Source organism: Nocardioides plantarum (genome assembly GCF_006346395.1).
Taxonomy (GTDB): domain Bacteria; phylum Actinomycetota; class Actinomycetes; order Propionibacteriales; family Nocardioidaceae; genus Nocardioides; species Nocardioides plantarum.
Genome location: NZ_VDMS01000005.1, coordinates 91,058 through 117,269 on the forward strand (window position 1 = coordinate 91,058; position 26,212 = coordinate 117,269).

General features: G+C 72.5%; 30 protein-coding genes. 15 read left to right on the forward strand and 15 right to left on the reverse strand.

Annotated elements, in window-relative coordinates; all coding sequences use genetic code 11:
* The first annotated feature begins 48 nt into the window (after positions 1 to 48).
* The 5 genes from FJQ56_RS19020 (at position 49) to FJQ56_RS19035 (ending at position 4,457) form a co-directional block, all read left to right on the forward strand.
* On the forward strand, positions 49 to 342 hold the full coding sequence (locus FJQ56_RS19020; protein ID WP_211351236.1) for a metal-sensitive transcriptional regulator: 294 nt from the start codon (positions 49 to 51) through the stop codon (positions 340 to 342).
* Complete coding sequence (locus tag FJQ56_RS19025; RefSeq protein ID WP_140011186.1) at positions 339 to 545, forward strand: heavy-metal-associated domain-containing protein; 207 nt, start codon at positions 339 to 341, stop codon at positions 543 to 545. Before FJQ56_RS19020 ends, FJQ56_RS19025 begins: the two co-directional genes overlap by 4 nt.
* Positions 542 to 712 carry a hypothetical protein gene (locus tag FJQ56_RS22280; RefSeq protein ID WP_170215477.1) on the forward strand — a complete coding sequence of 57 codons (171 nt, stop codon included), beginning with the start codon at positions 542 to 544 and terminating at the stop codon, positions 710 to 712. Before FJQ56_RS19025 ends, FJQ56_RS22280 begins: the two co-directional genes overlap by 4 nt.
* A complete protein-coding gene (locus FJQ56_RS19030) occupies positions 699 to 2,894 on the forward strand; it encodes a heavy metal translocating P-type ATPase (protein WP_140011187.1) in 2,196 nt (731 codons plus the stop codon). Before FJQ56_RS22280 ends, FJQ56_RS19030 begins: the two co-directional genes overlap by 14 nt.
* Before the next feature lie 192 nt (positions 2,895 to 3,086).
* Positions 3,087 to 4,457, forward strand: coding sequence for a cytochrome P450 (locus tag FJQ56_RS19035; protein WP_140011188.1), 1,371 nt, complete (start codon positions 3,087 to 3,089; stop codon positions 4,455 to 4,457).
* A 33-nt stretch (positions 4,458 to 4,490) separates the two neighbouring features.
* On the opposite strand, the gene FJQ56_RS19040 is transcribed toward FJQ56_RS19035, so the two are convergent.
* Positions 4,491 to 5,066: a Dps family protein gene (locus tag FJQ56_RS19040; protein WP_140011189.1), complete on the reverse strand. Its 576-nt coding sequence runs from the start codon at positions 5,064 to 5,066 to the stop codon at positions 4,491 to 4,493.
* Positions 5,067 to 5,152: 86 nt separating this feature from the next.
* Between FJQ56_RS19040 and FJQ56_RS19045 the strand changes: the two genes are divergently transcribed.
* From FJQ56_RS19045 to FJQ56_RS19065, 5 genes are read left to right on the forward strand one after another with little or no spacing between them, the layout of a single operon-like run.
* Positions 5,153 to 5,557: a phage holin family protein gene (locus tag FJQ56_RS19045; protein WP_140011190.1), complete on the forward strand. Its 405-nt coding sequence runs from the start codon at positions 5,153 to 5,155 to the stop codon at positions 5,555 to 5,557.
* Positions 5,554 to 5,784 (forward strand): DUF3618 domain-containing protein, encoded by a 231-nt coding sequence (locus FJQ56_RS19050; RefSeq protein WP_140011191.1) that lies wholly within the window; start codon positions 5,554 to 5,556, stop codon positions 5,782 to 5,784. Before FJQ56_RS19045 ends, FJQ56_RS19050 begins: the two co-directional genes overlap by 4 nt.
* The gene (locus FJQ56_RS19055; protein ID WP_140011192.1) at positions 5,781 to 6,092 is read left to right on the forward strand and encodes a DUF4235 domain-containing protein; all 312 of its coding nucleotides are present in this window, start codon (positions 5,781 to 5,783) and stop codon (positions 6,090 to 6,092) included. Before FJQ56_RS19050 ends, FJQ56_RS19055 begins: the two co-directional genes overlap by 4 nt.
* 21 nt (positions 6,093 to 6,113) lie before the next feature.
* Positions 6,114 to 7,379: an alpha/beta hydrolase domain-containing protein gene (locus tag FJQ56_RS19060; RefSeq protein ID WP_140011193.1), complete on the forward strand. Its 1,266-nt coding sequence runs from the start codon at positions 6,114 to 6,116 to the stop codon at positions 7,377 to 7,379.
* Complete coding sequence (locus FJQ56_RS19065; protein WP_140011194.1) at positions 7,376 to 7,522, forward strand: DUF1059 domain-containing protein; 147 nt, start codon at positions 7,376 to 7,378, stop codon at positions 7,520 to 7,522. The genes FJQ56_RS19060 and FJQ56_RS19065 overlap by 4 nt, the downstream gene beginning before the upstream one ends.
* A 110-nt stretch (positions 7,523 to 7,632) precedes the next feature.
* On the opposite strand, the gene FJQ56_RS19070 is transcribed toward FJQ56_RS19065, so the two are convergent.
* The 4 genes from FJQ56_RS19070 to FJQ56_RS19085 are packed head-to-tail and all read right to left on the reverse strand — an operon-like array spanning position 7,633 to position 10,378.
* Positions 7,633 to 8,058: a GNAT family N-acetyltransferase gene (locus tag FJQ56_RS19070; protein ID WP_140011195.1), complete on the reverse strand. Its 426-nt coding sequence runs from the start codon at positions 8,056 to 8,058 to the stop codon at positions 7,633 to 7,635.
* A 5-nt stretch (positions 8,059 to 8,063) separates the two neighbouring features.
* Entirely contained in the window at positions 8,064 to 8,804 is a 741-nt protein-coding gene (locus tag FJQ56_RS19075) for a helical backbone metal receptor (protein WP_140011196.1), read from the reverse strand.
* Positions 8,801 to 9,292: an acyl-CoA thioesterase gene (locus FJQ56_RS19080; RefSeq protein WP_140011197.1), complete on the reverse strand. Its 492-nt coding sequence runs from the start codon at positions 9,290 to 9,292 to the stop codon at positions 8,801 to 8,803. Before FJQ56_RS19080 ends, FJQ56_RS19075 begins: the two co-directional genes overlap by 4 nt.
* Positions 9,293 to 9,346: 54 nt before the next feature.
* Entirely contained in the window at positions 9,347 to 10,378 is a 1,032-nt protein-coding gene (locus tag FJQ56_RS19085; RefSeq protein WP_140011198.1) for a hypothetical protein, read from the reverse strand.
* 250 nt (positions 10,379 to 10,628) lie between these two features.
* Here FJQ56_RS19085 and FJQ56_RS19090 point away from each other — a divergent pair, with 250 nt between their 5' ends.
* Together FJQ56_RS19090 and FJQ56_RS19095 are read left to right on the forward strand one after the other, a co-directional pair.
* Positions 10,629 to 12,140 carry a hypothetical protein gene (locus FJQ56_RS19090; RefSeq protein ID WP_140011199.1) on the forward strand — a complete coding sequence of 504 codons (1,512 nt, stop codon included), beginning with the start codon at positions 10,629 to 10,631 and terminating at the stop codon, positions 12,138 to 12,140.
* Positions 12,137 to 15,859, forward strand: a complete 3,723-nt coding sequence (locus FJQ56_RS19095) for a S8 family serine peptidase (protein WP_140011200.1) — start codon at positions 12,137 to 12,139, stop codon at positions 15,857 to 15,859. The genes FJQ56_RS19090 and FJQ56_RS19095 overlap by 4 nt, the downstream gene beginning before the upstream one ends.
* A 133-nt stretch (positions 15,860 to 15,992) precedes the next feature.
* On the opposite strand, the gene FJQ56_RS19100 is transcribed toward FJQ56_RS19095, so the two are convergent.
* The 5 genes from FJQ56_RS19100 to FJQ56_RS19120 form a co-directional block, all read right to left on the reverse strand.
* The gene (locus FJQ56_RS19100) at positions 15,993 to 16,436 is read right to left on the reverse strand and encodes a hypothetical protein (protein WP_140011201.1); all 444 of its coding nucleotides are present in this window, start codon (positions 16,434 to 16,436) and stop codon (positions 15,993 to 15,995) included.
* Positions 16,437 to 16,535: 99 nt separating this feature from the next.
* A complete protein-coding gene (locus FJQ56_RS19105) occupies positions 16,536 to 17,051 on the reverse strand; it encodes a hypothetical protein (RefSeq protein WP_140011202.1) in 516 nt (171 codons plus the stop codon).
* 138 nt (positions 17,052 to 17,189) lie between these two features.
* Positions 17,190 to 17,444, reverse strand: a complete 255-nt coding sequence (locus FJQ56_RS19110) for a hypothetical protein (protein WP_140011203.1) — start codon at positions 17,442 to 17,444, stop codon at positions 17,190 to 17,192.
* Positions 17,445 to 17,526: 82 nt separating this feature from the next.
* Positions 17,527 to 17,850 carry a hypothetical protein gene (locus FJQ56_RS19115; RefSeq protein WP_140011204.1) on the reverse strand — a complete coding sequence of 108 codons (324 nt, stop codon included), beginning with the start codon at positions 17,848 to 17,850 and terminating at the stop codon, positions 17,527 to 17,529.
* Positions 17,847 to 18,599 carry a class I SAM-dependent methyltransferase gene (locus FJQ56_RS19120; RefSeq protein WP_140011205.1) on the reverse strand — a complete coding sequence of 251 codons (753 nt, stop codon included), beginning with the start codon at positions 18,597 to 18,599 and terminating at the stop codon, positions 17,847 to 17,849. Before FJQ56_RS19120 ends, FJQ56_RS19115 begins: the two co-directional genes overlap by 4 nt.
* Positions 18,600 to 18,758: 159 nt before the next feature.
* Here FJQ56_RS19120 and FJQ56_RS19125 point away from each other — a divergent pair, with 159 nt between their 5' ends.
* A complete protein-coding gene (locus tag FJQ56_RS19125; protein WP_140011206.1) occupies positions 18,759 to 19,454 on the forward strand; it encodes a VOC family protein in 696 nt (231 codons plus the stop codon).
* 131 nt (positions 19,455 to 19,585) lie between these two features.
* Positions 19,586 to 20,821 (forward strand): HNH endonuclease signature motif containing protein, encoded by a 1,236-nt coding sequence (locus FJQ56_RS19130; protein ID WP_140011207.1) that lies wholly within the window; start codon positions 19,586 to 19,588, stop codon positions 20,819 to 20,821.
* A gap of 175 nt (positions 20,822 to 20,996) precedes the next feature.
* Here the strand turns inward: FJQ56_RS19130 and FJQ56_RS19135 are convergent, their stop codons facing one another.
* The 5 genes from FJQ56_RS19135 to FJQ56_RS19155 all read right to left on the reverse strand — a co-directional run bounded on the left by FJQ56_RS19135 (position 20,997) and on the right by FJQ56_RS19155 (position 24,521).
* Positions 20,997 to 22,451, reverse strand: coding sequence for a hypothetical protein (locus FJQ56_RS19135; RefSeq protein WP_140011208.1), 1,455 nt, complete (start codon positions 22,449 to 22,451; stop codon positions 20,997 to 20,999).
* A complete protein-coding gene (locus tag FJQ56_RS19140; RefSeq protein WP_140011209.1) occupies positions 22,448 to 22,954 on the reverse strand; it encodes a SigE family RNA polymerase sigma factor in 507 nt (168 codons plus the stop codon). Before FJQ56_RS19140 ends, FJQ56_RS19135 begins: the two co-directional genes overlap by 4 nt.
* A 102-nt stretch (positions 22,955 to 23,056) precedes the next feature.
* Positions 23,057 to 23,440, reverse strand: a complete 384-nt coding sequence (locus FJQ56_RS19145) for a hypothetical protein (RefSeq protein WP_140011210.1) — start codon at positions 23,438 to 23,440, stop codon at positions 23,057 to 23,059.
* A 53-nt stretch (positions 23,441 to 23,493) separates the two neighbouring features.
* A complete protein-coding gene (locus FJQ56_RS19150) occupies positions 23,494 to 24,183 on the reverse strand; it encodes a hypothetical protein (protein WP_140011211.1) in 690 nt (229 codons plus the stop codon).
* Positions 24,180 to 24,521 (reverse strand): PadR family transcriptional regulator, encoded by a 342-nt coding sequence (locus tag FJQ56_RS19155; RefSeq protein WP_140011212.1) that lies wholly within the window; start codon positions 24,519 to 24,521, stop codon positions 24,180 to 24,182. Before FJQ56_RS19155 ends, FJQ56_RS19150 begins: the two co-directional genes overlap by 4 nt.
* A gap of 98 nt (positions 24,522 to 24,619) precedes the next feature.
* Here FJQ56_RS19155 and FJQ56_RS22965 point away from each other — a divergent pair, with 98 nt between their 5' ends.
* Positions 24,620 to 26,206 (forward strand): phospholipase D family protein, encoded by a 1,587-nt coding sequence (locus tag FJQ56_RS22965; RefSeq protein ID WP_140011213.1) that lies wholly within the window; start codon positions 24,620 to 24,622, stop codon positions 26,204 to 26,206.
* Positions 26,207 to 26,212: the final 6 nt, after the last annotated feature.

A 26,212-nucleotide genomic window follows, 5' to 3' on the forward strand; every position in this document is an offset into this window, starting at 1 on the left:
ACCCCACCCTGGGTCGTCTGATTACCCTAGGGGGGTATGGTAGTCGGCATGGAGCACGCCACCCCCGGCTACGCCGGACGCAAGGACGACTACCTCAAGCGGATGAGGCGCATCGAGGGTCAGGTCCGCGGCATCGAGCGGATGATCGACAACGACACCTACTGCATCGACATCCTCACCCAGGTCTCGGCGGTCACCAAGGCGCTGCAGGCCGTGGCGCTCGGGCTGGTCGACGAGCACATGGGCCACTGCGTGCTCGACGCCGCCAGGGCCGGCGGCCCCGAGGCCGAGGCCAAGCTCAAGGAAGCATCCGCTGCGATCGCCAGGCTGGTGAAGTCATGACCGACACCCACACCTACACCGTTGCCGGGATGACCTGCGCGCACTGCGTCGCCTCGGTCACCGAGGAGGTCTCGGAGATCGCCGGGGTCACCGACGTCGCCGTCGACCTCGCCTCGGGCGCCCTCACCGTCCACAGCGACCAGCCCCTCCCCGACGACGCCGTGCGGGCGGCCGTCGAGGAGGCCGGCTACTCACTCACGTGAGCGTCGCCCTGCGCCTCACCGCCTTCGTCGCCGGGCTGGTCGTGATCGTCGCCGTGGCGATGGGCGTCGGCCGCGCCACCGGGCCCGTGGGGCCGATCGGTCCTGCTCCGACCGACAGCCCCAGCCACGCGCCGACCGCGGAGGTGGGGACCGATGGCGGGCACTGAGACCACCGAGCTCGCCATCACCGGCATGACCTGCGCGTCCTGCGCCCACCGGATCGAGCGCAAGCTCAACAAGCTCGACGGCGTCGAGGCGAGCGTCAACTACGCCACCGAGAAGGCGCGTGTCTCCTACGCCGACCACGTCACCACCGACGACCTCCTCGCGACCGTCGAGGCCGCGGGGTACGCCGCCGCGCTGCCGGCCCTCGCGCGCGACGTACGGCCGGAGGGGGTCACCGACCCGGCGCGGGCGCTGCGCGACCGCGTCGTGATCAGCGCCCTGCTCAGCGTCCCCGTCGTCGTGATGGCGATGTGGCCGGCGGTCCAGGTCGACGGCTGGCAGTGGCTCTCGCTGACCCTGGCCGCGCCCGTCGTGGTGTGGGGGGCCCTGCCGTTCCACCGGGCCGCGTGGACCAACCTGCGCCACGGTGCCGCCACCATGGACACGCTCGTCTCGGTCGGGGTGCTCGCCGCGTTCGGCTGGTCGCTCTACGCGCTGCTGTGGGGCACCGCCGGCACGATCGGGATGACCCACCCCTTCCGGCTGGTCATCGAGCGCACCGACGGGGCGGGCACGATCTACCTCGAGGCCGCCGCCGGGGTCACGACCCTGGTGCTGCTCGGACGCTGGATCGAGGTCCGGTCCAAGCGCCAGGCCGGCGCCGCGCTGCGGGCCCTGCTCGACCTCGGTGCCCGCGACGTCGCCGTCCTGCGCGACGGGCGCGAGACCCGTGTCCCCGCCGCCGACCTGGTCGTCGGCGACGTGTTCGTCGTGCGCCCCGGCGACAAGGTCGCCACCGACGGCGAGGTCGTCGAGGGCAGCTCGGCCGTCGACACCTCCCTGCTCACCGGCGAGTCGGTGCCGGTCGAGGTGGGTCCCGGCGACGCGGTCGTCGGCGCGACCGTCAACGCCGGCGGGCGGCTCGTGGTCCGCGCGACCCGCGTCGGCGCCGAGACGCAGCTGGCCCAGATGGCGCGCCTGGTCGAGGACGCCCAGAGCGGCAAGGCCGCCGCGCAGCGCCTGGCCGATCGGGTGTCCGGGGTGTTCGTGCCCGTCGTCCTGGCGATCTCCGCCGCCACGCTGGGCTTCTGGATCGGCACCGGGGCGGGCACGGCAGCCGCCATCACCGCCGCGGTCGCCGTGCTGGTCATCGCCTGCCCGTGCGCGCTCGGCCTGGCGACCCCCACCGCGCTGCTCGTCGGCACCGGCCGCGGCGCCCAGCTCGGCATCCTGGTCAAGGGGCCCGAGGCGCTCGAGCAGGCCCGGCGCATCGACGTCGTCCTGCTCGACAAGACCGGCACCGTCACCACCGGCGCGATGGCGCTGCGGTCCGTGCACGGCGACCCCCGCACCCTCGAGCTCGCAGCCGCCCTCGAGCGCGCCTCGGAGCACCCGATCGCCCGCGCGATCACCGCGGGGGTCGAGCACCCCCTGCCGGTCGACGGGTTCGTCAACCTCGCCGGCCTCGGTGTCGAGGGCCGGGTCGACGGGCGGCACGTCCTGGTCGGCCGTCCGACGCTGCTCGCCGAGCGGGGGCTCCCGCTGTCCGATGACCTCCGGCGGGCCGTCGACGAGGCCAGGGCGGGTGGCGGCACGGCCGTCGCGGTCGCCTGGGACGGCGCCGCCCGCGGGGTGCTCGTCGTCGCCGACACCGTCAAGGCCACCTCGGCCGAGGCCGTCGCCCGGCTGCGCGCCCTCGGGCTGACGCCGGTGCTGCTGACCGGTGACCACGAGGTCGTGGCCCGCGCGGTCGCGGCCGAGGTGGGCATCGCCGGCGACCACGTGGTCGCCGGCGTCCTGCCGGCCGACAAGGCGGACGTCGTACGCCGGTGGCAGGACGAGGGCCACGCGGTCGCCATGGTCGGCGACGGCGTCAACGACGCCGCCGCGCTGGCCCGGGCCGACCTCGGGCTCGCCATGGGCACCGGCACCGACGTGGCCATGGAGGCCGGCGACCTGGTGCTGGTCCGCGGCGACCTACGGCTCGCCGCCGACGCGATCCGGCTGTCGCGTCGCACCCTCGGCACCATCCGCGGCAACCTGGTCTGGGCGTTCGGCTACAACGTCGCGGCGATCCCGCTGGCCGCCGCCGGCCTGCTCAGCCCGATGATCGCGGGCGGCGCGATGGCGTTCTCGTCAGTGTTCGTGGTGCTCAACTCGCTGCGCCTGCGGCGCTTCCGCTAGGGGTCTCGACGCCGGTCGAGGTGCGAGGAGCCCCGGCGACGAGCCTCGAGACCAGCGCAGGATCGGCTGCCAGCCCCGACCGTGTGGTCGGGCCGGTCCTTCGCTGCGGTGGTCTCGAGGTTCGTCGCCGGGGCTCCTCGCACCTCGACCGACGTGGTGGCCCCTCGACCGACTCTGGGATACCGTCGGTATGTGACCTCGGCCACTAGTGTCCCCGTCCGCGAGCTGCCCGCCGTACGCCGTGAGGACCGCGGCGTGCCGTTCCTGGGCCGCGCGTTCGCCTACGCCAAGGACCCGGTCGCGCTGTTCCAGCGGCAGTGGGAGCACTACGGCCCGGTCGCGCCGCTGCCGATCCTCGGCGACCGCTGGGTGATGCTGCTCGGGCCCGACGCCTGCCAGGCGGCGCTGACCAACCGCGACAAGGCGTTCGCCAACGGACCGGCCTGGACCCGGCTCGTGGGCCCGTTCTTCCACCGTGGCCTGATGTTGCTCGACTTCGAGGAGCACCACCTGCACCGCCGGATCATGCAGGAGGCCTTCACCCGCCCGCGTCTGGAGGGCTATGCCGCGGGCATGCACCCGGCGATCGAGCGCGGCCTGGCCACGTGGCCGGACACGGATCCGGCGTACCGGACCTATCCCGCGCTCAAGCAGCTGACTCTCGACGTGGCCGCCGACATCTTCATGGGCGGCGCCGAGGACTCGACCCCGCAGGAGATGGAGCAGGTCAACCGGGCGTTCATCGCCTGCGTGCAGTCGGCCTCGGCCCTGGTGCGCAAGGACCTGCCGTTCACGCGCTGGGGCCGCGGCCACCGGGGCCGCGAGGTGCTCGAGCGGTGGCTGCGGCACTACCTGCCGTCGCGGCGCGCGCGGGTCACCGACGACCTGTTCTCCCAGCTGTGCCACATCGAGACCGAGGACGGCGAGCGGTTCAGCGACGACGACGTCGTCAACCACATGATCTTCTTGATGATGGCCGCCCACGACACCTCGACGATCACGCTGTCGACGATGATGCAGTACCTCGGCCAGCACCCCGAGTGGCAGGAGCGCTGTCGCGGCGAGTCCGACGCGCTGAGTGCGCGGACGTCCGACCGCCCCACCCTGACCGAGCTCGACTCGCTCACCTCCCTCGACCTGGTGATGAGGGAGTGCCTGCGGCTGCGGGCGCCCGTGCCGGTCGTCGTACGCCGCGCGGTCAAGGACGTGGTGGTCGAGGGCGTGCGCATCCCGGCCGGCACGTTCGTCACCGTGGCGGCCCAGTTCTCCCACCTGATGCCCGAGCTGTGGACCGACCCGACGGCCTTCGACCCCGAGCGCTTCTCACCCGAGCGTCGCGAGGACAAGAGCCACCGCTTCGCCTGGGAGCCGTTCGGCGGCGGGGTGCACAAGTGCCTGGGCATGTTCTTCGCGGGGATGGAGGTGACCGCGGTGATGCACCACCTGCTGCGGTCCTACGAGTGGAGCGTCGATCCGTCGTACGTCGCGCCGCTCGACAACCGGTCGCTGCCGTTCCCCAAGGACGGACAGCCCGTCGACCTTCGTCGACGGGCTGTCCGGTAGTGCGGGCCGTGCGGGAGGTGCGTGGAGCAGGGACTACTTCGCCTCGGAGGCGTCCTGCTGGGCGGCCGCGGCCGCCTCGCCCTCGGTCGTGGCGCCGGTGGTGCTGAGGTTGCCGCCCTTGTCCTCGAGGTGCGCGCGGATGAACCAGTGGAAGAGCTCGAGCGCGTCGGTGTGCGAGATCAGCAGGTCCTGGGTGACCAGGTCGAGGTCGTCGAGCTCCTGGATCGCGTCGCGGTAGCTGGTGATCACGCCCTGGTAGACCAGGTCGAGCGCGCCCAGGTGCTCCTGGGTGGTCGCGCGGCCGATGGAGTACTCGTCCCAGGAACGCTGCTCGACCAGGGCGCCGGGGGTGCCGATCGGCGAGCCGCCGAGGGTGGCGATGCGCTCGGCGATGGCGTCGGAGAAGCCGCGGACGGCGTCGACCTGGGGGTCGATCATCTCGTGCACGGAGATGAAGTGCGGGCCGACGACGTTCCAGTGCACGTGCTTGAGGGTGAGGTGCAGGTCGGTCGTGGCGTTGAGGCGGTCCTGCAGGAGGGCGACGATGCGCTCGGCCTCGGCCGTCTCGATGCCGGGGGTCGTGTAGCGGAGCTTGCCATTGGTAGCCATGCTCCGAACGTATCCACGCGCGCCCGGCGGGACGTCACCACAAGGGGTGGGTCCGGTCCGTGGGGGCGGGTCCTAGCGTCGAGAGCATGGCACCTCCCGAACCCGGCACGACCGAACCGAGCACGGCCGAGCTGTTCACCCGGCTCACCGATCAGTCGCGCCAGCTGGTGCGGGACGAGATCCGGCTGGCCCAGGCCGAGACCCAGCAGAAGGTCAAGCACGGCATCGCCGGGGTCGCCGAGTTCGGTGTCGCCGGCGTCCTCGCGCTCTACGGCGTCGGGCTGCTGCTGACCACGATCGTCCTCGGCCTCGCCGAGGCGCTGCCGGCCTGGCTGGCGGCGCTGATCGTCACGGTCGTCGTCCTCGCGGTGGCCGCGGTGCTCGCGCTGATGGGCAAGAAGCAGGTCGGGGAGGCCTCGCCGCCCGTGCCCCAGCGCGCGGTCGAGGGGATCAAGCAGGACGTCGACACCCTGAAGGGGAACCAGTCATGAGCGAGCGGGAGACCGAGGCCCGGACCGAGGCCCAGACGCCGGAGGAGATCCAGGCCGACATCGAGCGGACCCGGGCCGACCTCGCCGCGACGGTGGGTCAGCTCGGCGACCGGCTCGAGGAGCGCAAGCAGCAGGCCAAGACGAGCGCGACGTACGCCGCCGCGGCCGTCGGCGGCCTCGTCGCGGTCGTCGTGCTGGTCAAGATCATCAAGAGGGCGCGCTCGTGAGCGGCGACCGCGCCAAGGTCGAGGCGCAGGGCAGCAAGGCCGCCAGGATCCTCTACAAGCCGTGGGGCATCGTCGGCAGCATCGTCTCGGCGCTGATCGCCCGCCAGGTCTTCCAGGCCGTGTGGACCAAGGTCGTCCCCGTCGACTCCGACGACCCGCCCAAGCCCCTGGAGTCGGAGTACTCCCTCAAGGAGGTCGTCGGCACCGCGCTGATCCAGGGCGCCATCTTCGCGGTGGTCAAGGCACTGTTCCAGCGCGGCTCGGCCCGGGCCTTCCAGCGCTGGACCGGCGAGTGGCCGGGCGACTAGAACAGGTTCTAGTCTGGGTGGGTGACGCTCACCCCGCTACCTCCCGGTGACCACGGGCTCCTCTCCGCTCGACCCGAGCCCGATCTCGCGGCGGCCGGCTACACCGAGACCGAGTACCTCCTCACCACGGACGCCGGGACCACCCGCGTCGTCGTACGCCGCCCGGTCGCCGGGCCCGACCGGCTCGACCGGCCCGTCAGCGGCACGCTGCTGGTCGAGTGGCTCAACGTCAGCAGCGGCAGTGACGCCGCACCCGACTGGACCTTCGCCGCCGACGAGATCCTGCGCGCCGGGCACGCCTGGGCCGGGGTGTCCGCGCAGCACGTCGGTGCCATGGGCGGCCTCGCCGCGGTGGCGATCGACGCTGCTCCCACGGGTGGCCTGCGCGGACGCGACCCCGAGCGGTACGCCGCCGTCGACCACCCCGGGGACACCCACTCCTACGACCTCTTCACGGCCGCGGCCGACGCCGTGCGCGACCTCCTCGCCACCGACGTGGTGCTGGCGGTGGGGGAGTCGCAGTCGGCGGCGCTGCTCACGACGTACGTCCACGAGGTGCAGCCCCGCACCGGCACCTTCGCCGGGTTCCTGATCCACAGCCGACCCGCGGTCGCGGCCCCGCTCGAGCTGCCCGACGGCGTGCTCGCCATGAGGATGGACGAGATGCTCGACGGCGCCCCGGTGCTCCTGCGCGACGACCTCGACGTGCCGGTCCTGGTGGTGCAGGCCGAGGGCGACCTGTTCGACCGGATCGGCTTCCTGCCCGCCCGGCAGCCCGACACCGACCGCTTCCGGCTGTGGGAGGTCGCCGGCTCCGCGCACGCCGACTCCTACGTGATCGGCGACTTCGAGTCGTTCCTGGGCTGCGAGGTCCCGGTCAACCGCGGCCAGCAGTGGGCGGTCGTGCGGGCCGCCGTACGTGCCCTGGACCGGTGGGTCCGCGACGGCGTCGCGCCGCCCTCGGCCGACCGGCTCGAGATCGCTCCCGACGGCGCGGACTTCGCGCGCGACGACCACGGGCTGGTCCGCGGCGGCCTGCGCACGCCGGTCGTCGACGCCCCGGTCGAGGTCGTCTCCGGGCGCCCGTGGCCCGGCGCCACGGCGGCCTGCCGGCTCTTCGGGTCGACCACCCCGCTGGCCGCCCCCGCCTTCGCCACCCGCGAGGCCTACCTGGCGGCGTACGAGGCGGCGACCGACGCGATGGTCGCCGCCGGCTTCGCCTGCCGGGAGGACCGCGACGCGTTGCTCGCCGAGGCGCGCCCCGACCTGATTACTGTGACCCCATGAAGACACTGCTGCGCTGCCCCTGCGGCGAGGAGATCCGAGGCGCCGACGAGGACGAGCTGGTCGACAAGGCCCAGGCCCACCTCGCCGCCCAGCACCCCGGTCGGGAGTACGAGCGGGAGATGATCCTGTTCATGGCGACCTGAGGTCAACGTCGATCGAGGTGCGAGGAGCCCCGGCGACGAGCCTCGAGATCACCGCAACGACCGCACGACCCGACCCCGACTGGCCCCGGCAGGACCGCCCGGGCCACCGCTCAGCCGAGCGCCTTGACCCACCGCCGCCAGTCGTCCTGCGGCGCGTAGCCGGCGGCCCGCCAGACCGACTGACCGAGGTCGTTGCCCTCGAGCACCATCGCGTCGATGCGGGCGGCGCCGAGCGCGGCGAACCGTCGCTCGACGTGGTCGAGCAGCAGCCGGCCCAGGCCGCGACGACGCGCGTCGGGGTGCACGGCGAGCCGGTAGAGGTGGGCGCGCCAGCCGTCCCAGCCGGCGATCACCGAGCCGAGGATGCGCCCGTCGAGCTCGACCACGACCAGGGCGTCCGGGTCCCGCTCGAGCTGTCGCCGTACGGCGTCGGCGGAGTCGGACGGTCGGGCGTCGTTCTCGCCGGCCTCGAGCCAGAACGCCAGCAGGCGATCGACATCGGCCCCGGTCGCGGGGCGCAGCACGGGCTCGCTCACGCCACTCATGCGAGCCCCGCCGCCTCGACCAGCGACGGGCCGTACCAGGTGATCAGCCGACCGCTGACGAGCTCGGTCGGGGTGCGGGTGAAGGCCTCGGGGCCGTCGTCGGCGGTGAAGACGTAGGGCTCGTCGGGCAGGAGCACGACGTCGGCGCCGGCGGCGTCCAGGTCGGCGATCGCCACCGTCGGGTAGCGGTCGGCGGCGTCGGCGTGGACGTTGTCCCAGCCGAGGCGGCGCAGCAGGTCGGTGGTGAAGGTGCGTGCCCCGACCACCATCCACGGGTCGCGCCAGATCGGTACGACGACGGTGCGCGACACCGAGGGGAGCGGGCCGCACCACAGCCGGCGCGACTCGGTCAGCCACGCGGGCCGGCTCCAGCCGAGCGCGTCGAGCAGCCGCTCCATCGAGGCGATCGCGTCGGGCACGGTCTCGATGTCGGTGACCCAGACCGGCACGCCCGAGTCGCGCAGCCGGCGTACGTCGAGCTCGCGGTTCTCCTCCTTGTTGACCACGACCAGGTCGGGCGCCAGGGCCCGGATCGCGGCCAGGTCGGGGTTCTTGGTGCCCCGGACCCGGGTGACGCCGAGGTCGTCGAGGTCGGCCGGGTGGGTGCACCAGTCGGTCGCGCCGACCACGGCACCCGGCTCGACCGAGACCAGCGCCTCGGTGAGCGACGGCACCAGGGAGACGACGCGGCGCGCCGGTCCGGTGAGGGCGACGCCCGTGCCGAGGTCGTCCCTCATCGCCGCAGGGTGAGCCCGGTCGCGGCGCCCAGGGCCCAGTCCCGCTGGGCGATCTCGCCGTCGAGCGCGGTCGCGACGTCGTCCGGGATCGCGACCGAGCGCCGGGTCTCCATCGAGATGTGCACGTAGAGGATCTCCATCGTGCAGGCGACCTTGTCGCGGCTCTCGTCGACGACGAAGGAGATGCCGTGCAGGGCCTTGGCGGTGCGGCCCACGAACGCCGGGCGCACCGAGAGCGGGTCGCCCAGGCGCAGCTCGCCGAGGTAGCGGATGTGGTGCTCGACGGTGAAGAACGACAGGCCCCGCTCGGGGATGTAGGAGTCGCCGACCCCGAGCTCACCGACCCGCAGCCACGGCGCCCAGGCACCGAGCTCGAAGTACTTGGTGATGTTCATGTGCCCGTTCTCGTCGATGTAGTCGTCGGGCACGGTCTGCTCGAAGTACGCCGGCAGGCTGCGGACGAGCTCGAGGGAGGGGAGGTCGGTCACGCGTCCGACGCTAGCGGCCCCCTCGACCCCGCCCGAGCACCTGTCCGGCGCCCCTCACCCGCGGGGCGGGGCCGCGTGACGAGAGCGTTCGATCATCACGCCGAGCTGGAAGCGGCTCTGGGCGCGGAACTGATCCTGCAGTCGCACGATGCGGCGGCGCAGCGTCCGCTCGCTGATGCCCAGCTGGCGGGCGATCGCGAGGTCGTTGGCGCCGGTGGCCAGCAGCTTGACCAGGGTCGGGTCGCTCGCGCCGGGACTCGCGTGCGGGCCGGTCTCGGGCGGGGTGTCGACCGCCCGGTTCGACTCGATGGAGCCCAGCACCTCGCTGAGAGGGAACGCCGCGGCGAACATGGTGTCGAACAGCCGGACCAGGGGCGCCACCAGCTCCGGGTGCGAGATGACCGCCACCTGGGGACGCCCGACCGCGGGGTCGATCGCGAGCGGGATCAGGGCGCGGCGGGCATCGGAGATGATCATCTTGGGATGCACGTCGTGGGCCAGCCGGACCTGCTGGCCCTCGCCGACCGAGCGGATCAGGTCGCTGAGGTGGTCGGGGACGTCGACGGCCGAGAAGTCCACCAACGTGCGGATCTCGACCCCGCGGTCGGCCGCCGCGGTCTCCTCGTCGTGCAGCACCGGGTCGGGGGTGCTGACGTAGGGCGGGGAGTCGATGAGGTGCAGCGACTCGCGGGTGCGCCCGAGGAGCCCCCGCAGTCTCCCCAGGATCTCGGGGCCGCCCCGGACCACCTCGACCAGCCCGTCGGTGGTGGCCTCGGCGCGGCCGACGTCGTAGAGCCGGTCGAGCAGCGGGGCCAGTCCCTGGACGTCGTCGAGGGCCCGACGTCGACGCCGGATCAGTGCCTCGAGCGTGACCGAGGGGTGCTGGACCAGCACGTGGTCCGACCTGACCAGGACGAGCCCGAGGCCGTCCAGTCGCGCGAGCGAGTCGTGGAGGTCGGACAGGGGGATCCCGAGCTCGTCGGCGAGGCTCGTGGGGTCTCCCCGGGAGTCGCCCAGCAGCCTCTTGTAGAGGGTGATGTCGGGCGCCGCGAGGCCCAACGTCGCCCACATCTCGTCCTCGGCCACCCACCCAGGCTAGTCAGCGCGAGCCCGGCGTTCGATGACGTCCGAGAACCAGATCGGCCGACCGGATCGGGCATTGGCCGAATCCGGCGCTCCAGGAGGCGATCGAGCGTCTATGGTCGCCGACAGCCAACCCGGCTACCGAGCACTGGAGTACCACCGAATGACTGATAGATCAACTGGTTCCGCACCGCGCAGGCGCCGTCCTGGTGCCCTCGGTGTCTTCCTGGTCGTCGCTGCCTGCGTCGCGGGCGTGAGCGGCACCGGACCCGCCACGGCGGCCGCTGCCGGCTCCGGCCAGAGCGCCGTCACGGCCCCTGCCGGTGCCGCCGGGCAGGGGGGCTCCGGCGCTGTCGAGCCCTCCTTCCACGCGCCCCGCCCGACGTCGTCGCCCTCGCGGCTGTGGGGAGGCACGAGTGTCCGGGACCTCCGTCCCCTGACCTACGAGCCCACCCAGACCGCCACCCCGGCCGCGCCCGCGACCCCGCGGGCCGCTGCCCGCGACCTGGCGCCGTACGAGCTGGTGGTGACGCCCGACGTGAGCGAGGTCGCCGACTACGACTACTGGGTGGCCGGAGTCAAGCTGAGCATCGAGGGGCTGCCGGGCTACTACGGCGTCACCGTCATCGACTACGCACCCGACGGACACGCCACCGTGATCGGCGAGGGGCAGGCCGAGGCGGACGGGACGCTCAACCTGCGGGTCCGCCACCCCTTCGCCCCGACGGCGGCGCAGGGTGAGCACCGCATCGAGGTGACCAACCCCCAGGGCTACATGGGGACGACGACCGTCAAGGTGATCCCGTGGCCGGGTCGGGCGGGCATCGGCACGGCCTCGCCGGATCGGCTGCCCCGCGAGGAGCTCCAGCGCACCCCCATCGTGGTGCGCGGCGCCGGCTTCACCCCCGGCGAGGCGATGCAGGCCGTGCTCTTCGACCCCGACTTCAACGCGACGGTCCTCAGCGGCCCCCGTCCCCTCGCGGCACGCTCCGACGGCAGCTTCCAGTACGCCTTCCGCGCGACCACCGGCGGGCTGACGCCGGGCTCCTACCGGGTCGCCATGATCGGCAACGAGTCCGGCAAGGCAGTCGAGGCGAGCTTCTTCCTCACCCTCGACAGCCGAGACCACCGGGTCGGCACCCTCAAGGTCGACACCCCGGTCACCACCGTCTCGGACATGAACGCGGACCCCCAGTCGCCGCGGGCCGGCATCTCCTACGCCCTCAGTGGCGTCCCCGCCTTCGCGCTGCTCGACATCTTCCTGCGCGACGCCAGGGGCCAGGACTACTTCATCAGCCGGTCCCGGGCCGACGGCAACGGTCGTTTCGCCAGCTCCATCGTCGGCTCCGGAGCCACCTCGGGCCGCTACCAGGTACGGATCGTCAACACCCGCACCCAGGACTACGCCACCGTCAAGTTCACCGTGACCGAGGACGACGGCAGCATCCCGACCCAGCCCACGGTGACGCTGTCCCGCACGCGGACCTCGCAGATCGACCTGATGGACCCCGATACCCCGGTCCGCATCTCCGGAACCGGCTACCAGCCCGGCCAGGTGGTCGAGCTCACGGTCAAGGACCGCTACCACCGAGCCATGAGCACGGCCCCCGTGTCCGTCCTGGTGCGTCATGCCGACGCCGACGGCACCGTCCGGTTCACCCTGCAGGCCGACCGCCGTCCGGCGGTGGGCACGTGGGACGTCACCGTGGCGGGCTGGCTGTCGGGAAGCATCACTCAGCGCACGACTTTGGAGGTTGTCCGATGAATCACCCCACCACTGCCCGCCGCACGGGCGCGGCCAGCCGACGCTCGCTGCGAGCGCCGCTCGTGGCCGTCGTCGCGATGACGATCGCCGGCACCGGTCTGGCCGCGGCCGGACCCTCCGGCGCCGACGAGGCTGCTCCGGGCGCCCCCGCTGCCAAGACCGTCACCAGCCCCGGCATCGGCGACAAGGTCGACGTCCCGGGCTCGAGCAAGGGCGCCACGTCGTGGTTCGTCCGGTTGCGCGGACCCGGGGCGCTCGCCGTCCAGTCGCGTACGGACACCGGCGGCACCTCCGGCGCCAAGGGCCTCACCCGGGCCGCCCGTGACCGCGTCACGGCCGTGGGCCGCCTCACCGACGCCGTGGTCGCCACCGCGAACCGGGCCGACGACGACGCTGTGGTGCTCTACCGGAGCAGCTTCTCGGTCCCGGGCGTCGCCCTGCACGCCGACGCCGCCGCCATCCGAGCCGTCGCCGCCCGCCCCGACGTCGTCGATGTGGTGCCCATCGTGGCCAAGCAGCTCATCGAGCCGGTCACCGACACCTCAGGCGCCTCCAGCGGTCGGTCCGACACGCCCACCAACGCCCCGAGCAACGAGCTCACCGGCGCGGCCAGCACGTGGCGTGCGACCGGCAACATCGGCACCGGCGAGACCATCGCGGTGATCGACACCGGCCTGGACTACACCCACGCCGACTTCGGCGGCTCGGGTGTCCCCCGGGACTGGTACGCCGCCGGTAGGAACGCCTCCATGGTGGACGGCACCTACGACCCCGCGATCGTCGTGCCCGGGCACGACTTCGCCGGGCAGAACTACAACGGCCAGACCGTCACCACTCCGCGGCCCGACGAGAACCCCATCGACGGCCCCGGGGGCGGCCACGGCACCCACGTGTCCGGCACCGCCGCCGGCCGCGGTGTGACCGCCGAGGGTACGACCTTCACCGGCGACTACCGGGAGCTCACGCCCGCGCAGGCCCGTGGCATGGAGGTGGCTCCTGGCGCTGCTCCCGGAGCCAAGATCCTGCCCCTGAAGGTCTTCGGAGACTTCGGTGGCAGCACGGACCTGGCCGGCGCGGCCTTGGAGTGGGTCGCCGGAGCGGTCGCCCGAGGGCAGCGCATCGACGTGGTCAACCTGTCGCTCGGCTCCTCCTTCAGCCCTGTCGACGACCCCGAGAACGACATGGTCGCCGCGCTCGTCGACGCCGGCGTGGTCCCGGTCATCTCGGCCGGCAACTCCGGCGACGTCACCGACGTCGCCGGCAGCCCGGGCGACAGCGTCGCCGCCCTGACCGTCGCCGCCTCCGCCAGCGGCTACGCACGCCTCGACACCGTCCAGGTCGTCGAGCCGGCGGACCTGGCCGGCGACGGACCGTTCCTGGCGCAGTACTCCCAGGATTGGTTCGACACCCTGGACAACACCGGTCCGGTCACGAACCTCACCCAGGCCAGCAACGCCGAGGGGTGCCAGGCCTACAACGCCGACGACACCGCCCGGGTGGAGGGCAAGATGGTCTGGCTGGAGTGGGACCAGGCCAACCTCACCTGCGGGTCGGCGACGCGCTTCGACAACGCCGCCAAGGCCGGCGCCTCGGGCGTGGTGCTCGCCAGCACCAGCAAGGAGTTCGAGGCCGGCATCGCCGGCAACACCGCCATCCCCGGCGTCGAGCTCAACGCCGCTGCCACCGCGAAGATGCGTCCGGCCATGGAGGCCGGAACGCTCGTGATCCGCATCGCCGACGAGCTCAAGCAGACCGTCGAGACCCAGAACGACGACCTGACCGACACGCTCGCCTCGTTCACGTCGCGCGGCGTGCACGGCACCATCGCCGACGTCGTCAAGCCCGACGTGTCCGCACCCGGCGTCAACATCGTCTCCGCCGGCATGGGCACCGGAACCGGCAGCGAGCAGATGAGCGGCACCTCGATGGCCTCCCCGCACACTGCGGGTGTGGTCGCTCTGACCCGGGTCGCGCACCCCACGTGGAGCGCGCGGCGCATCAAGACCGTGGTCATGAACACCGCCGCGCACGAGGTCACCGCACCCGACGGCACGGCGTACTCCAACCTGATGCAGGGCACGGGCCGGATCGACGCCGTCGCCGCCGGCGCCTCGCAGGTCACGGTGGAGTCGGTGGAGAACCCCGACCTGGTGACCGCCTCGTTCGGTGTCGTCGAGGTGGCTCGCGACGGCGTCACCCAGAAGCGCACCCTGCGGCTCACCAACACCGGAGACGCCGACCAGGCCTACGACGTCAACTACCGCGAGCGGGTCGGTACCCCCGGGGCCAAGATCAGCGTCACGCCGAGCACGGTCACGGTCCCCGCGGGCGGCACGGCCGAGGTCACGGTGACCTTCAGCGTGCCCGACCGTGAGGCACTGCGCCGCACGGTGGACCCGGGACAGGCGAAGAGCCGCCTCACCTCCCACGTGCCCAACACCTCCGGCGTCGTGGCCTTCACCGCCAAGGGCGCCGCTGCCGACGACACCACCCCGACCACCCCTCCGTTGTGGGTCGCTGTCTTCGCCGCTCCCAAGCCCGTGAGCAGCCTGGCGGCCACGAAGCCCGTCGTGCTCCCCGCGGGTCGGGCCGGCAGCACCAGCGGGTCGCAGGAGACCTCCGCCGGTCTGACCCTGACCGGGTCCGGACTGGCCCAGGGCTACGGCACCGCTGCCTGGAGCAGCCGGGTGACCCCGCTGGTCGCGGGCGTCCGGAGCCCGCGGCTGCCCGCCTCGACGACGTCGACGGCCACGATGGCCGGCGGCGACATCCTCCAGGTCGGGGCGAGCAGCACCTCCCCGCTCAACCGCAGCGACCGCTCGAAGGGCACCTTGGCCGTCGGCATCCAGACGGCGGGGCCGATCATCGGCCTGGGCACGACCACCTACCCGGTCGTCCACTACGACGTCGATCGCGACGGGCTCGAGGACTTCCAGACCTACGCCAACTACGACCAGAAGAAGAACGTCCCGGTCGCGCTGACCGTCGACGTGGGCACCCAGATCGTGGTCGACGAGCAGCCCGTCAACGGCCTGGCCGCTGGCAACCTGGGCCAGTACGACAACGACACGGTCGTCCTGCCGGTCGCCCTGCGTGCCCTGGGATACACCAAGAGCACCAAGGCCACGGTCGTCGACTACTGGGTCACCACCGAGTCGCAGTACGCACCGGCGAACGCGGACGGCGAGAAGGGGCCCCTGGACAAGGTCAAGCCCACCGCCTTCGACGTCTACAACCCGCCGGTGTGGTTCAGCAGGTCGGGTACGACGGCCAGCAGCACGTCGTTCGCCGTCGGCTCGGCTGCCAACGCCCGCCTCCGCATCCACCGTGCCGTCACCCGTGCCGGCGCCACGGGATCGGTGCTGGTCATCGGCCACGACAACGGCACCGGGGGACGGACCAGCCGCGTCACGTGGCGCGCCCCGGCACCCACCCGTGCCGCCAGCCAGACCCAGGTGCGACTCCACGACCGTCGCGTGGACGTCGACCAGCGGACGTCGATCACCGTCACGGTCCGTGCGTCCGGGCGGCCCGCGACCGGACGCGTGCAGGTCCAGCTGTCGGGCCAGGCCTGGGTCACCCACTGGCTGCGCAACGGCGCGGTCACCGTCCGGGTCAGCACGAGCCGCCCCGGTCTCACCTCCGTGCGCGCCCGCTACCTCGGCTCCGCGTCGACCGCCCCCAGCAACGGGTCGGCGCGACTGACAGTGGAGCGTTGAGCGGGCAAACCCCCGCGCACGGCACGGGAGGCTGAGGGGCCCCCGGCCCGGGCACGACGACGCCAGGCGTCGTCGTGCCCGGGTCTGCCGGATCGGCCGCTGCGGCTCCGGCACCGTGCACCCGGACCGTCAGTTAGCGCCGGCTATCGCCGGCCCATGGTCGAGCCGGTGCGCCGTACGACCCCTGTCGGGCCTCGACACCGGCTGCGGATGCCGGAGGACGGGCTCCGTCGTCGTCCGGAGGACGGACGAGCGCCGGGGGGAACGGCCTGGGCCAGGTGCGGCCCTGGATCGGTGGGTGGTAGAGCCAGCGGCGCACCACGGACCCGTCCGGTCGGCGCTCACGCCACGCCAGGACCTCGTGGATCTCGTCGCGGTGGACCGGCGCCCCGATCTCGAGGGAGGAGGGCGTGACCTCGTGCTCGAGGAGCCAGCGGGTCACCGTGCCCCTGGTGCCGTCGTCGAGCTCGTCGAGCGGCACCAGCAGTCGCAGCTCGTCGTCGGTGCAGCACCACAGGGCAGCGCCCTGAGCATCGGGCGTGTCGGGTGTCTCGGGTGTCTCGGGCGTGTTCGGCATAGGTGGATGGATCCGGCTCGTGGAGGAGGGAAGCAGCCCCTATCCGAGCACAGCCGTCATCACCACGGTGGTCCGACCCGGCCGGTCGTCGATCTCGACCTAGGCGGGAGCCACGGGCCGTCGCAGCGCGCCGTACGCCGCGAACGCGAGCAGGACGAAGCCCGCGCCCACCGCCGTCCACAGCTGGGCGTCGTCGAGGTCCGCGAGGACACCGACCGCGCCGACCATCGCGAGCAGGACCAGGGCGAGACCCAGGGGCGTGAACACCGGGGCGCGGAAGGCCCGGGCGAAGGGCAGGAAGTGCACGCCCACGACCAGGACGACCCAGCAGAGCACCAGGTCGGGCTCGTCCAGCCCGGTCAGGACCTGGGCCCCGACCGGGATCGCCAGCACCTCGGCGAGCACGCACAGCCAGTAGGTGCGGATCGCGCCGGCCGTGGGTGCGGGCGACTCCGTCGTGGAGCGCGCGAGGGCGGCGACCACGGCCGCGAAGGCCACCACCGCCAGCGCCCGCAGGGCGAGCGCCCCTGGCAGGCCCGCGGCGTTGACGAGCACGAACACGAGGCCGAAGACGGCCCCGACCAGGCTCCCGAGACGGACACCGTGCTTCTCCACGCGCCCAGGAAACCACCACGAGACATGTCGGCCAACCCGCTGGTCAGCGGCTGTGAGCTCCCCGGAGTGCGAGGACCGCCTCGGTCACGGGGTCGGCTCAGGTGTGGCCGGCGTCGGTGCTGTCGGGCACGCGGCGGGTCACGGATGGAGCGCGTTGACGTGCGCCGCGAACGCCTCGAGCTCGCCACGTCGTGGCTGGTCGTAGAAGAAGGAGTACTGCCCCCCGTGCGTGGGGCGGATGGTCACCATCCTCTTCCCGACGAGCACCACCGGCGTGAACGCGACATGGAACCGGTGGGTGTCGGCGAAGCCGAACACCTCGAGGACCCGGCCGTCGAAGCTCAGCAGTGCGTTCTCGCTCGCCCACACCTCGAGGCGCCCGGTCGGTTCCACGACACCACGCTAGACACCGCAGGTGAACCGCAGGGGGCGTTCCCGCCGGTAAGCCACGCGTACCGGATCCGACGGACCGCGCTCACGACGGGCCCGAGGGCGGGTCCTGCTGCTCGCGACGCTCGTGCAGGCGCTGCTGGGCCTCGGGCAGGTAGGCCAGGCAGGGTGCGTCGGTGCCGCGGTGGTTCTCGTGCAGGTGGAAGGTCCACCGGTCCATGGCCGCCAGGTAGCCGTTGTCGGCTCCCGGGCGGTAGGCCGACCACGGCTTGTCGCCCTTGGCCGTGCACTCGGCGCAGCTGATCTTGTAGACGAACTGCTGGTCGGCCCCGACGTCGATCCTCACCCTGCCCAGGGGGCCGGCCTCGACGGCGGCCTTGCGCTCACGGGCGGAACGGCTGGCGGTCATGACGGGCTCCTGTCGGTACGGCGGGCCAGGTGGAGTGGCACGTCCTCGGTCACCTCGACGACGTCCGGGAGCAGCCCCCGGACTCCCGACAGCAGCTCGTCGCGCTGCGTGGCCGGGAGCACGCGGTAGGCCGACACGGTCGTCAGGTGCGAGACGTAGTCGTCGGCGCTCATGGTGGCGGTGCGCGGGAGCGTCGTCTCGACCACGTCGGCGAAGGCCGGCTGCTCGCGCAGGACGCCGATGTCCCAGCTCAGGGTGGGGTCCTGGGGGAGCACCGGCTCGGTGAGGGCGTCGACGCGTGCGGCCAGCGCGGGGTCTGCCAGGTCGCGTGCGCAGCCGAACACCGCGAGCACCCCGCCGGGACGCAGCGCCGCCGCGGCCCTCGACCACCTGGTCGCCGGATCGGTCCAGTGGAACGCGGCGGCGGCGTACAGCAGGTCGACCGGGCCGACGGCGTCGAGATCGACGGTCTCGAAGGTCGCATCGACGACGTCGACCGTCCAGCCGCCCTGCGTGATCCGTGTGGCCAGCACCGCGCGCATGCCGGGGTCGGGCTCGATCGCCGTGACGACCAGCCCCCGTGAGGCGAATCCCGCCGTGGCCTTGCCGGTGCCGGCCCCCACCTCGAGGGCCCGCGTGACGGGCCCGTCGGCGTGGGCGAGGACGGTGTCGACGAGCGAGTCGGGATAGCCCGGACGGAAGCGGTCGTAGGCCTCGGCGTCGGAGCCGAAGCTGAGGGCACGGTCCACGTCGCCATCGTGCCATCTCGGGTCGGCTCACCCGGCGGCCGTGGTACGTCGGTGCGATGGGCGACGTGCTGGTGCGGACCCGCAGCCGGCGTCCCGCGCGGGAAGGGGCACTGCGCAAACGCGTTGCCGGCACCCGGCACGCGGCCTAGCGTCGCGTGGATGACCCTTCGCCTGCACGCGCTCGCGTTCGACGCCCGGGACCCCGGCCGGCTGGCCCGCTTCTGGGGCGGGGTGCTGGGGCGGCCGGTCGTCGGTGACACGCTCCCGTCCGGCTCCGACGACGACTTCCTGATCCGGTTCACGCCCACGACGCGGCCCAAGCTCCGGCCCAACCAGATGCACCTCGACCTCACCAGCACGTCGTTGCGGGACCAGCAGGCCACCGTCGACCGCGCGCTCGCCCTGGGTGGGGCGCACCACGACGTCGGACAGCTGCCCGAGGACGAGCACGTCGTGCTGGTCGATCCCGAGGGCAACGAGCTCTGCGTCATCGAGCCGACCAACAGGTTCCTGGCGGGCTGTCCGGCGATCGGGGCGCTGTCCTCGGACGGGTCGCAGGCGGTCGGCTACTTCTGGAGCGAGGCGCTCGGCTGGCCGCTGGTGTGGGACCAGGACGAGGAGACCGCGATCCGGTCCGTCGAGGGCGGCTCGATCATCTCCTGGGGCGGCCCGCCGTTCCGGGCCAAGGACGGCCGCAACCGGCTGCGCCTCGAACTCGCGCCGACCCCCGACACCGACCAGGCCACCGAGGTGGCGCGCCTGCTCGCGCTCGGGGCGTCGTACTCGGGGGAGTCGGGGGAGTCGGTCGAATTGGTCGATCCGGACGGCAACGAGCTGGTGGTGCTCGGAGGCTGAGGTGGCGTCCGGCTGTGGAATTGACCAGGTGTCGTCCACAGGTCGGGGGTGGGTGGTGGGTTGTCCACAACCCCTGTGGTTGAGCGGGAAACTCGAGCAGGACTGTCGGTGGTCGGTGCTGGAATGGACCCATGGCCGAGCACACCGACACCCCTGGATCGGGACACCCGATCGAGGCGTTGCTGTGCTCGCTGCTGGCCGACCTCCAGGGCGCAGTCGACGTCCCGACCTGGTCGATGGACGAGAAGACCACCACCAGGGTCGTGGGTCTCGCTGCCCGGGTCGCAGCAGGTGTCGCCGAGCTCGAAGCCCGCTCGATCAACCAGGCCGAGACCCTGGACCTACCCGGTGTCGCGGGGTGCCGCAACACCGCCCGGTGGCTGCGCGTGACCACCGGTGTCACCGGGCGCACTGCGAGGGCCAAGGCCAAGCTCGCCAAGGGTCTGGCTGATCTCGAGCCCACGCGCACAGCGACCGCGAGAGGCGAGATCCACGCCGAGCAGGCCCAGGTGATCGCCGACCACATGGGGTTGTTGGAGGACGAGAAGGTCTCGACCTACGACCAGGCCCGCGCCGAGACGTTCCTGCTCGCTGAGGCTGTCGGTGGCCATGACGCCGATGCCCTGGCCACGATGGGGCACGCGATCTGGGAACGCCTGGACCCTGAGGGCGCCGACGAACGCGAGGCCAAAGCGTTGGAAGCCCAGGAAGAACGAGCCCGACGCAGGACCCGGTTGTCGATGGGCGACGACGGGCAGGGACTGACCCACGGCCGGTTCAGCATCCCCACCGCCGCCGCTGATGCGTTCAGAAAGCAGCTCCACGCCCTGGCCGCCCCCAAGCACGTCCGCGCCGAGCACGGGGCCGGGTCCTATGACTGGCAGAAGCCGTCGGCCGAACGCTTGGGCCAGGCGTTCGTGGACTGGGTCGAGGGCTACGACCCGACCCAGCTCCCCAAGATCGGCGGGCTCGCAGCCAGCGTGATCGCCATCGGCGACTACGACCTCCTGCAGGGGAAGATGAAGGCTGCCCAGCTGGAGACCGGCACGAAGATCAGCCCCGCCGAGTACCTCCGCCTGGCCTGCGGCGCCGGGATCATCCCGGCCTGGATGAACGCCGACGCCGAAGTGTTGGCCCTGGGTAGGAAGCACCGGTTCCACACCCCCGCCCAACGCCTGGCCGCGATCGTCGAGCAACGCCACTGCCAACACCACAGTGGCTGCGAGGTCCCGGGCTACCTGTGCCACGCCCACCACGACATCCCCTGGGCCCAGGGCGGTGGTACCGACCTGAGGACCACGAAGCTCTACTGCCCCTTCCACCACACCCGCGTCCACCAACCCGGCCACGACCCCATGCGCACGTGACGGGCGGTCTTGCCCAGCGCCGAGGTCCCGGACATGGCAGCCGCGCCAGCCGACCGGTGACGTACGAGTCCGGTGTGCCCGCTGCTGTCGAGGGATCGAGCGCTTGGTGCTGTCCTGCAGCTGCTCCGCCTCCGCCCAGCCTGGGTGGATGACACGGAGATGGCGTGAAGCCCGTTCAGCAGGTCACGACAGAAGTGACTGCCCAGCTGCCGTTGGCCCACCGGGTCAACGCGATGACTCGCGTCGTCTGTCCGCCCGTGCCCACTGTTGCGAGCGCCTCATCGTCGGACTCGCGCGGGGCGACTACGGCACCCGGGTATCGCGCCAATGCCTCCGCCAACGAGACGCCGGCAGGCGGCGTGTGTCGGCCCACCCACCGCTCCTGACCGGTAGCAACACCATCAGGACACAGCGGCCCAGCACTCGGAGCCTGGCTGCCCGGCTCGGGGCCCTTCTCCGGCTCGATCGGCACCGTCCTCGTCCGGCCGTCCTGGGTGACCTGGAGCTCGGTGGGTGCCTCGATGAGGCCGCTGATGGAGAAGACCGCGTGGGAGGCCGAGAACCCGGAGCAGAAGCCGGCGTCAGGGAACGCCGACTCGGACAGGCTGAGGTCGAGGACCGAGCCCGCCATGCTGGCGCGAGCGGCGACAGGTGGGCAACCGTCGTAGACCGCCGTGGTCGTGTAGGCGACCGTGCCCCGCGTTCCATGCCATCGAGCAGAACCCGGAGCCAGGTCCGAGTCGTCGGAGGACGCCCGGTCAACCATGCTCACGTCGAGCTCGTCTGTCGCGGGGCTCTGCTGGGGGAGAAGGGTGATGGTGTCGCCCACACGGATCGGGCTACCCGCGTCTGGCTCGGTCCTGACGGGCTGGGCGACGACATGGGCGATCAGGGAGTCGTCGACTGCGAACCCGGCCCCCTCCAGGACGGCGGTACGGGCCATCGGGGTGTCGTTCCACTGGCCGAACGGGACGGTGGTCCAGCCGTCGGGGAGCACCCTGGCGGTGTCGAGGATGCGTTCAGTCTGCTCGAGGGCATCGTGAGACGTGGACTGGACCTGCACCCTCACGCCTTGGTCGGGAAAGTTCTTGGCGGCGCGGCAGGTCGGTCTGGCGCTGCCGTCGCAGTCGGTGCCCTCGCGCGGCGACCCGGACGATGCATCCAGAGCGATGAGGCGAACACTCGCCACCTCGGTGTCGTGCCCGTAGCAGTCGATGGCGGCATCGCTCCCGTTGAGCACGACGCCGGGGGATCCGTCGCCGCAGGGCGAGTTCACGACAGGCCAGTCGACGGGGACCGCGACCACGAGGCTGTTCATGCCGACCCACTTGCTGCCCGTGGCGGGCCCCGGGACCGGCGGCGTCTCGGACATGCCCGACCTGTCGGCTGCATCGACGCTGCCGGGATGGGTCCGGCTGCTGCCTGCGGTGGCGACGGAGACGCCAGCAACGATGATCGCGACTGCGAGAACGCTGCTGATGATGGTGCGGTCTCGACGACGACGGGCACGCGCTGCTCTCACGACACGAGCGGCATCGAATGGTGCCACGTCGATGGTGCGTGATGCACGGGTCAGTGCGCCGACGCGCGGGTCGTCCGCGGCGGGCTCGCTCTCGGGGTCGTCGGTCATGGCTCGTCTCCTGCAAGGTCGGTGAAGTCGGCGGGGTTGAGGGCGGCGAGGGCACGCGAGGTCCGGCTCTTGACGGTGCCCACGGCGACCCCGAGCACGTCCGCGGTGGCCCGCTCGGTGAGGTCTGCGACGTAGCGCAGGACGAGCACCTGCTGCTGCTCGCGGGGCAGCCTTCGCAGGGCGGTCGTCACGGCGTGGCGAAGAACCACCGTGGCCGTGTGGTCATCGGTGTGGCTGTCCGGGACGTCCTCGGTCGGCTGCTCCCCGTGCCACCTGCGACGGCGGTTGGTGGAGAGCGTGTTGACCATGACCCGGTAGACGTAGGCGTCCGGCTCCGTGGCTTGGCTGACCCTCTTCCAATGCGACCACGTCTTCACGAGGGCTGCCTGTGCCAGGTCCTCGGCGTCCTGCTGAGAGCACCCCAGGAGCACCGCGGCACGCACCAACGACGCCCAGCGCCCCGAGGCGTAGGCGGTGAAGTCGGCGTCGCGGTCTCTCCTCACACTTGGAAGACAACACGGCGTCGCGCAAAGGTTCCGGGCGACGGATCCGTCTCAGCGCACCCGGTCTGCGGTCACGCACCGTGGCGAGTCGGGCCGCCGACGTCAGCGACGGTGGCGCGGAGCCTCGCGACTCAGGTAGCGGACCGGCGTGCCGAGGGACTCCGCGAAGGCGATCTCCCGTCGGGTCGACTCGCCCACGTAGCCGCCGGGGTCGACGACGTACACCTCGTCGGCCATGCGGACCTTCTGCAGGTGCACGTCGCCCAGCCGCGTCCTGAGGTCGTCGGCGTCGGTGGTCCAGTCGTAGCCCGGCAGGTCGGGGAGGCTGAACATGCCGAGGCTGAGGACGACGTGACCGTCCATCGTCAATCGCTGGTTGACCTCCGCGAACTCGGCCTCGAACCTGGTCGAGCCGCAGAGCGTGATGACCTTCGGCCCGACCTGCGCCGTCTGCGCCCCCTGCTGGTCCTTCACGGGGTCCTTCATGGGGTCCGTCATCGGTGGACGCCCAGGAGGAGTCGATCGGGCCTACGCCTCAGCTAGATGCAGGTGTTGGAGCCGACCATGTAGCCGGGCATCGGGACCTCGAGCGTGCAGACCCCGACGACGACAGCGACGTTGAGCGCGAGCACGGCGAGACGGCCGGCGAGGTGCCCGCGGGCTCGCGGGTCCGGCAGCAGCCGGCCGAGCCCGAGCAGCACGCTGAGGACGAGTGCGGCGGCCAGGGAGGCGAACGCGGCCACCGGGCTGCCGAACGACGGCACCAGGGACACGGGGTGGTCGGCGCGGGCCGCGTCGAGGACGGTCAGGGCGATCCACGCGCGGGCAGCCCACCAGATCGGTCCCAGCTCTCGTACGACGTCCCAGGTCGCGGCACTCCACGGCCGCGAGCCGACCACCTGGAGGAAACCGGCGCGGCAGGCGTCGAGGGTCGCCTCGACGCCGACCACCTGCGGGAGCTGAGGTAGTGCCAGGCGACGGGTGGTCGCCTCGGGCAGCCCGGCCGCGAGACGCAGCTCGGCGGCGTAGGCGCGCGGGTCGTCGAGGTCGACCCCGCCGGCCCAGCCGGCACTGCCGTACGGCTCGGCGAGCTGGTCTGCGAGGTCGGCCTCGAGACCGCCGGTGAGGTCGTCGCGCTCCTCGTCGGTCAGGCCCGTGAGGTGGGCCCGGACCTGGTCGACGAACGCGGCGATCTCGTGCTCGGTGGGGCGTGGGGCGGTCGTGGTCACGGGCGGGCTCCCTGGGGTCGGGTGGGGTCGAGGATGTCGGTGACGGTCTGGCTGAACGTGGCCCAGTCCTTGGTCTGACGCGCGAGCTGGTCGCGACCGGCGGGGGTCATGCCGTAGTACTTGCGGTGGGGCCCCTCCTCGGACGGCACGACGTACGACGTCAGGGCGCCGGCCGCGTAGAGGCGACGCAGCGTCCCGTAGACCGAGGCGTCGCCGACGTCGGTGAGTCCCGCCGTCCGCAGCCGACGCAGCACGTCGTAGCCGTAGCCGTCCTCGTCGGCGATGACCGCCAGGACCGTGAGGTCGAGCACTCCCTTGAGGAGCTGCGTGCTGTCCATGCGGTGCACGTTAGTGCGCAATGCGCATTAGTCCGCGGAGCGTAGGTGCGCGTGTCGCGGCAGGTCGCCCGGCGCCGAGCCCGTGCCAAGGTGGGGGCATGCCTGTCGACCCCAGCCGGTGGCTGCTGTCCCAACGTGAGCGCGCCAACCCGTGGACCCGCCTCGACGACGGACACCGGGGCCAGCAGGCCTGGTCGGAGGGCAACGAGGTGCGTCCGCTGGTGCACGGGGCGACGTACTTCGCGGAGCTGCACGACCGGATCGAGGCCACGCAGCCCGGCGACCTGGTGCTCTTCACCGACTGGCAGGGCGACGCCGACCAGCGGCTGACCGACCAGCCGGGCAGCGAGGTGACCGAGGTGCTCGGGCGGGCCGACGAGCGCGGAGTCGACGTACGCGGGCTGATCTGGCGCTCGCACAGCAGCGCCGCCGGGTTCACCTCGCGCGAGAACGCCGCGCTCGGGCGGGCGCTCCAGAAGCGCGGTGTCGAGGCGATCCTCGACATGCGGGTGCGGATGGCTGGCTCGCACCACCAGAAGATGGTGGTGATCCGCTACCGCGACGACCCGAGCCGCGACATCGCGTTCGTCGGCGGCATCGACCTGGCCCACTCGCGCCGCGACGACCGCGACCACGGCGGCGACCCGCAGGCGCTCGACGTGATGCCCGACGAGTACGGCGACACCCCGCCCTGGCACGACATCCAGGCCGCCATCAGCGGGCCGGCCGTGTACGACGTCGAGACGGTGTTCCGCGAGCGCTGGGAGGACCCCACCACGCTGCGGCGCAGCCCGATCATCCTGACCCGCGACCGGCTCCGCGGGCTCGACACGACCCCCGACCCGCTGCCGGCCCAGGCGCCGCCGCCCCCACCGGTCGAGGGCGGCACCCACGTCGTCCAGCTGCTGCGGACCTATCCCGACCTGCGCAACGGGCGCGACTACGCCTTCGCCAACGGCGGCGAGCGCAGCGTGGCGCGCGGCTACACCAAGGCGGTCGAGCAGGCGCAGCGGCTCGTCTACGTCGAGGACCAGTACCTCTGGGGCAACCAGGTCGGCGGCGTCTTCACCGAGGCGCTGCGGACCAACACCGACCTGCAGGTCGTGGCCGTGGTGCCGCTGCACCCCGACGTCGGCGGGATCAACCGGCTCGCCCAGCTCGAGGGGCGCCGTCGCGCGATGACCGCGATGGCCGAGGCGGCGCCCGGCCGGGTCGCCGTCTACGGCATCGAGAACGAGGCCGGCACCCCGATCTACGTGCACGCCAAGACCTGCCTCGTCGACGACACCTGGGCCACCATCGGCTCCGACAACTTCAACCGCCGCTCGTGGACCCATGACTCCGAGCTGTCGGCCGTCGTCGTCGACACCGCCGACACCGCCGACACCTACGCGCGGCGCCTGCGCCTGACCCTCGCCGCCGAGCACCTCGGCCGTGCTCCCGACGCCCCGATGGACGACTGCGTCGACCCGGCCGACATGGTCCGGGTCTACGCCGAGACCGCCGCCGCCCTCGATGCCTGGTACGACGGGGGTCGACAGGGCCCACGCCCGCCCGGACGCCTGCGCCGCCTGCAGCCCCCCGAGCTGAGCCGGGTCGAGCGCGCCCTGGTGACGCCGGTCTACCTCTGGGCGCACGACCCCGACGGCCGGCCCGCGCCGCTGCGGCGGCGCGGGGAGTTCTGAGGCTCG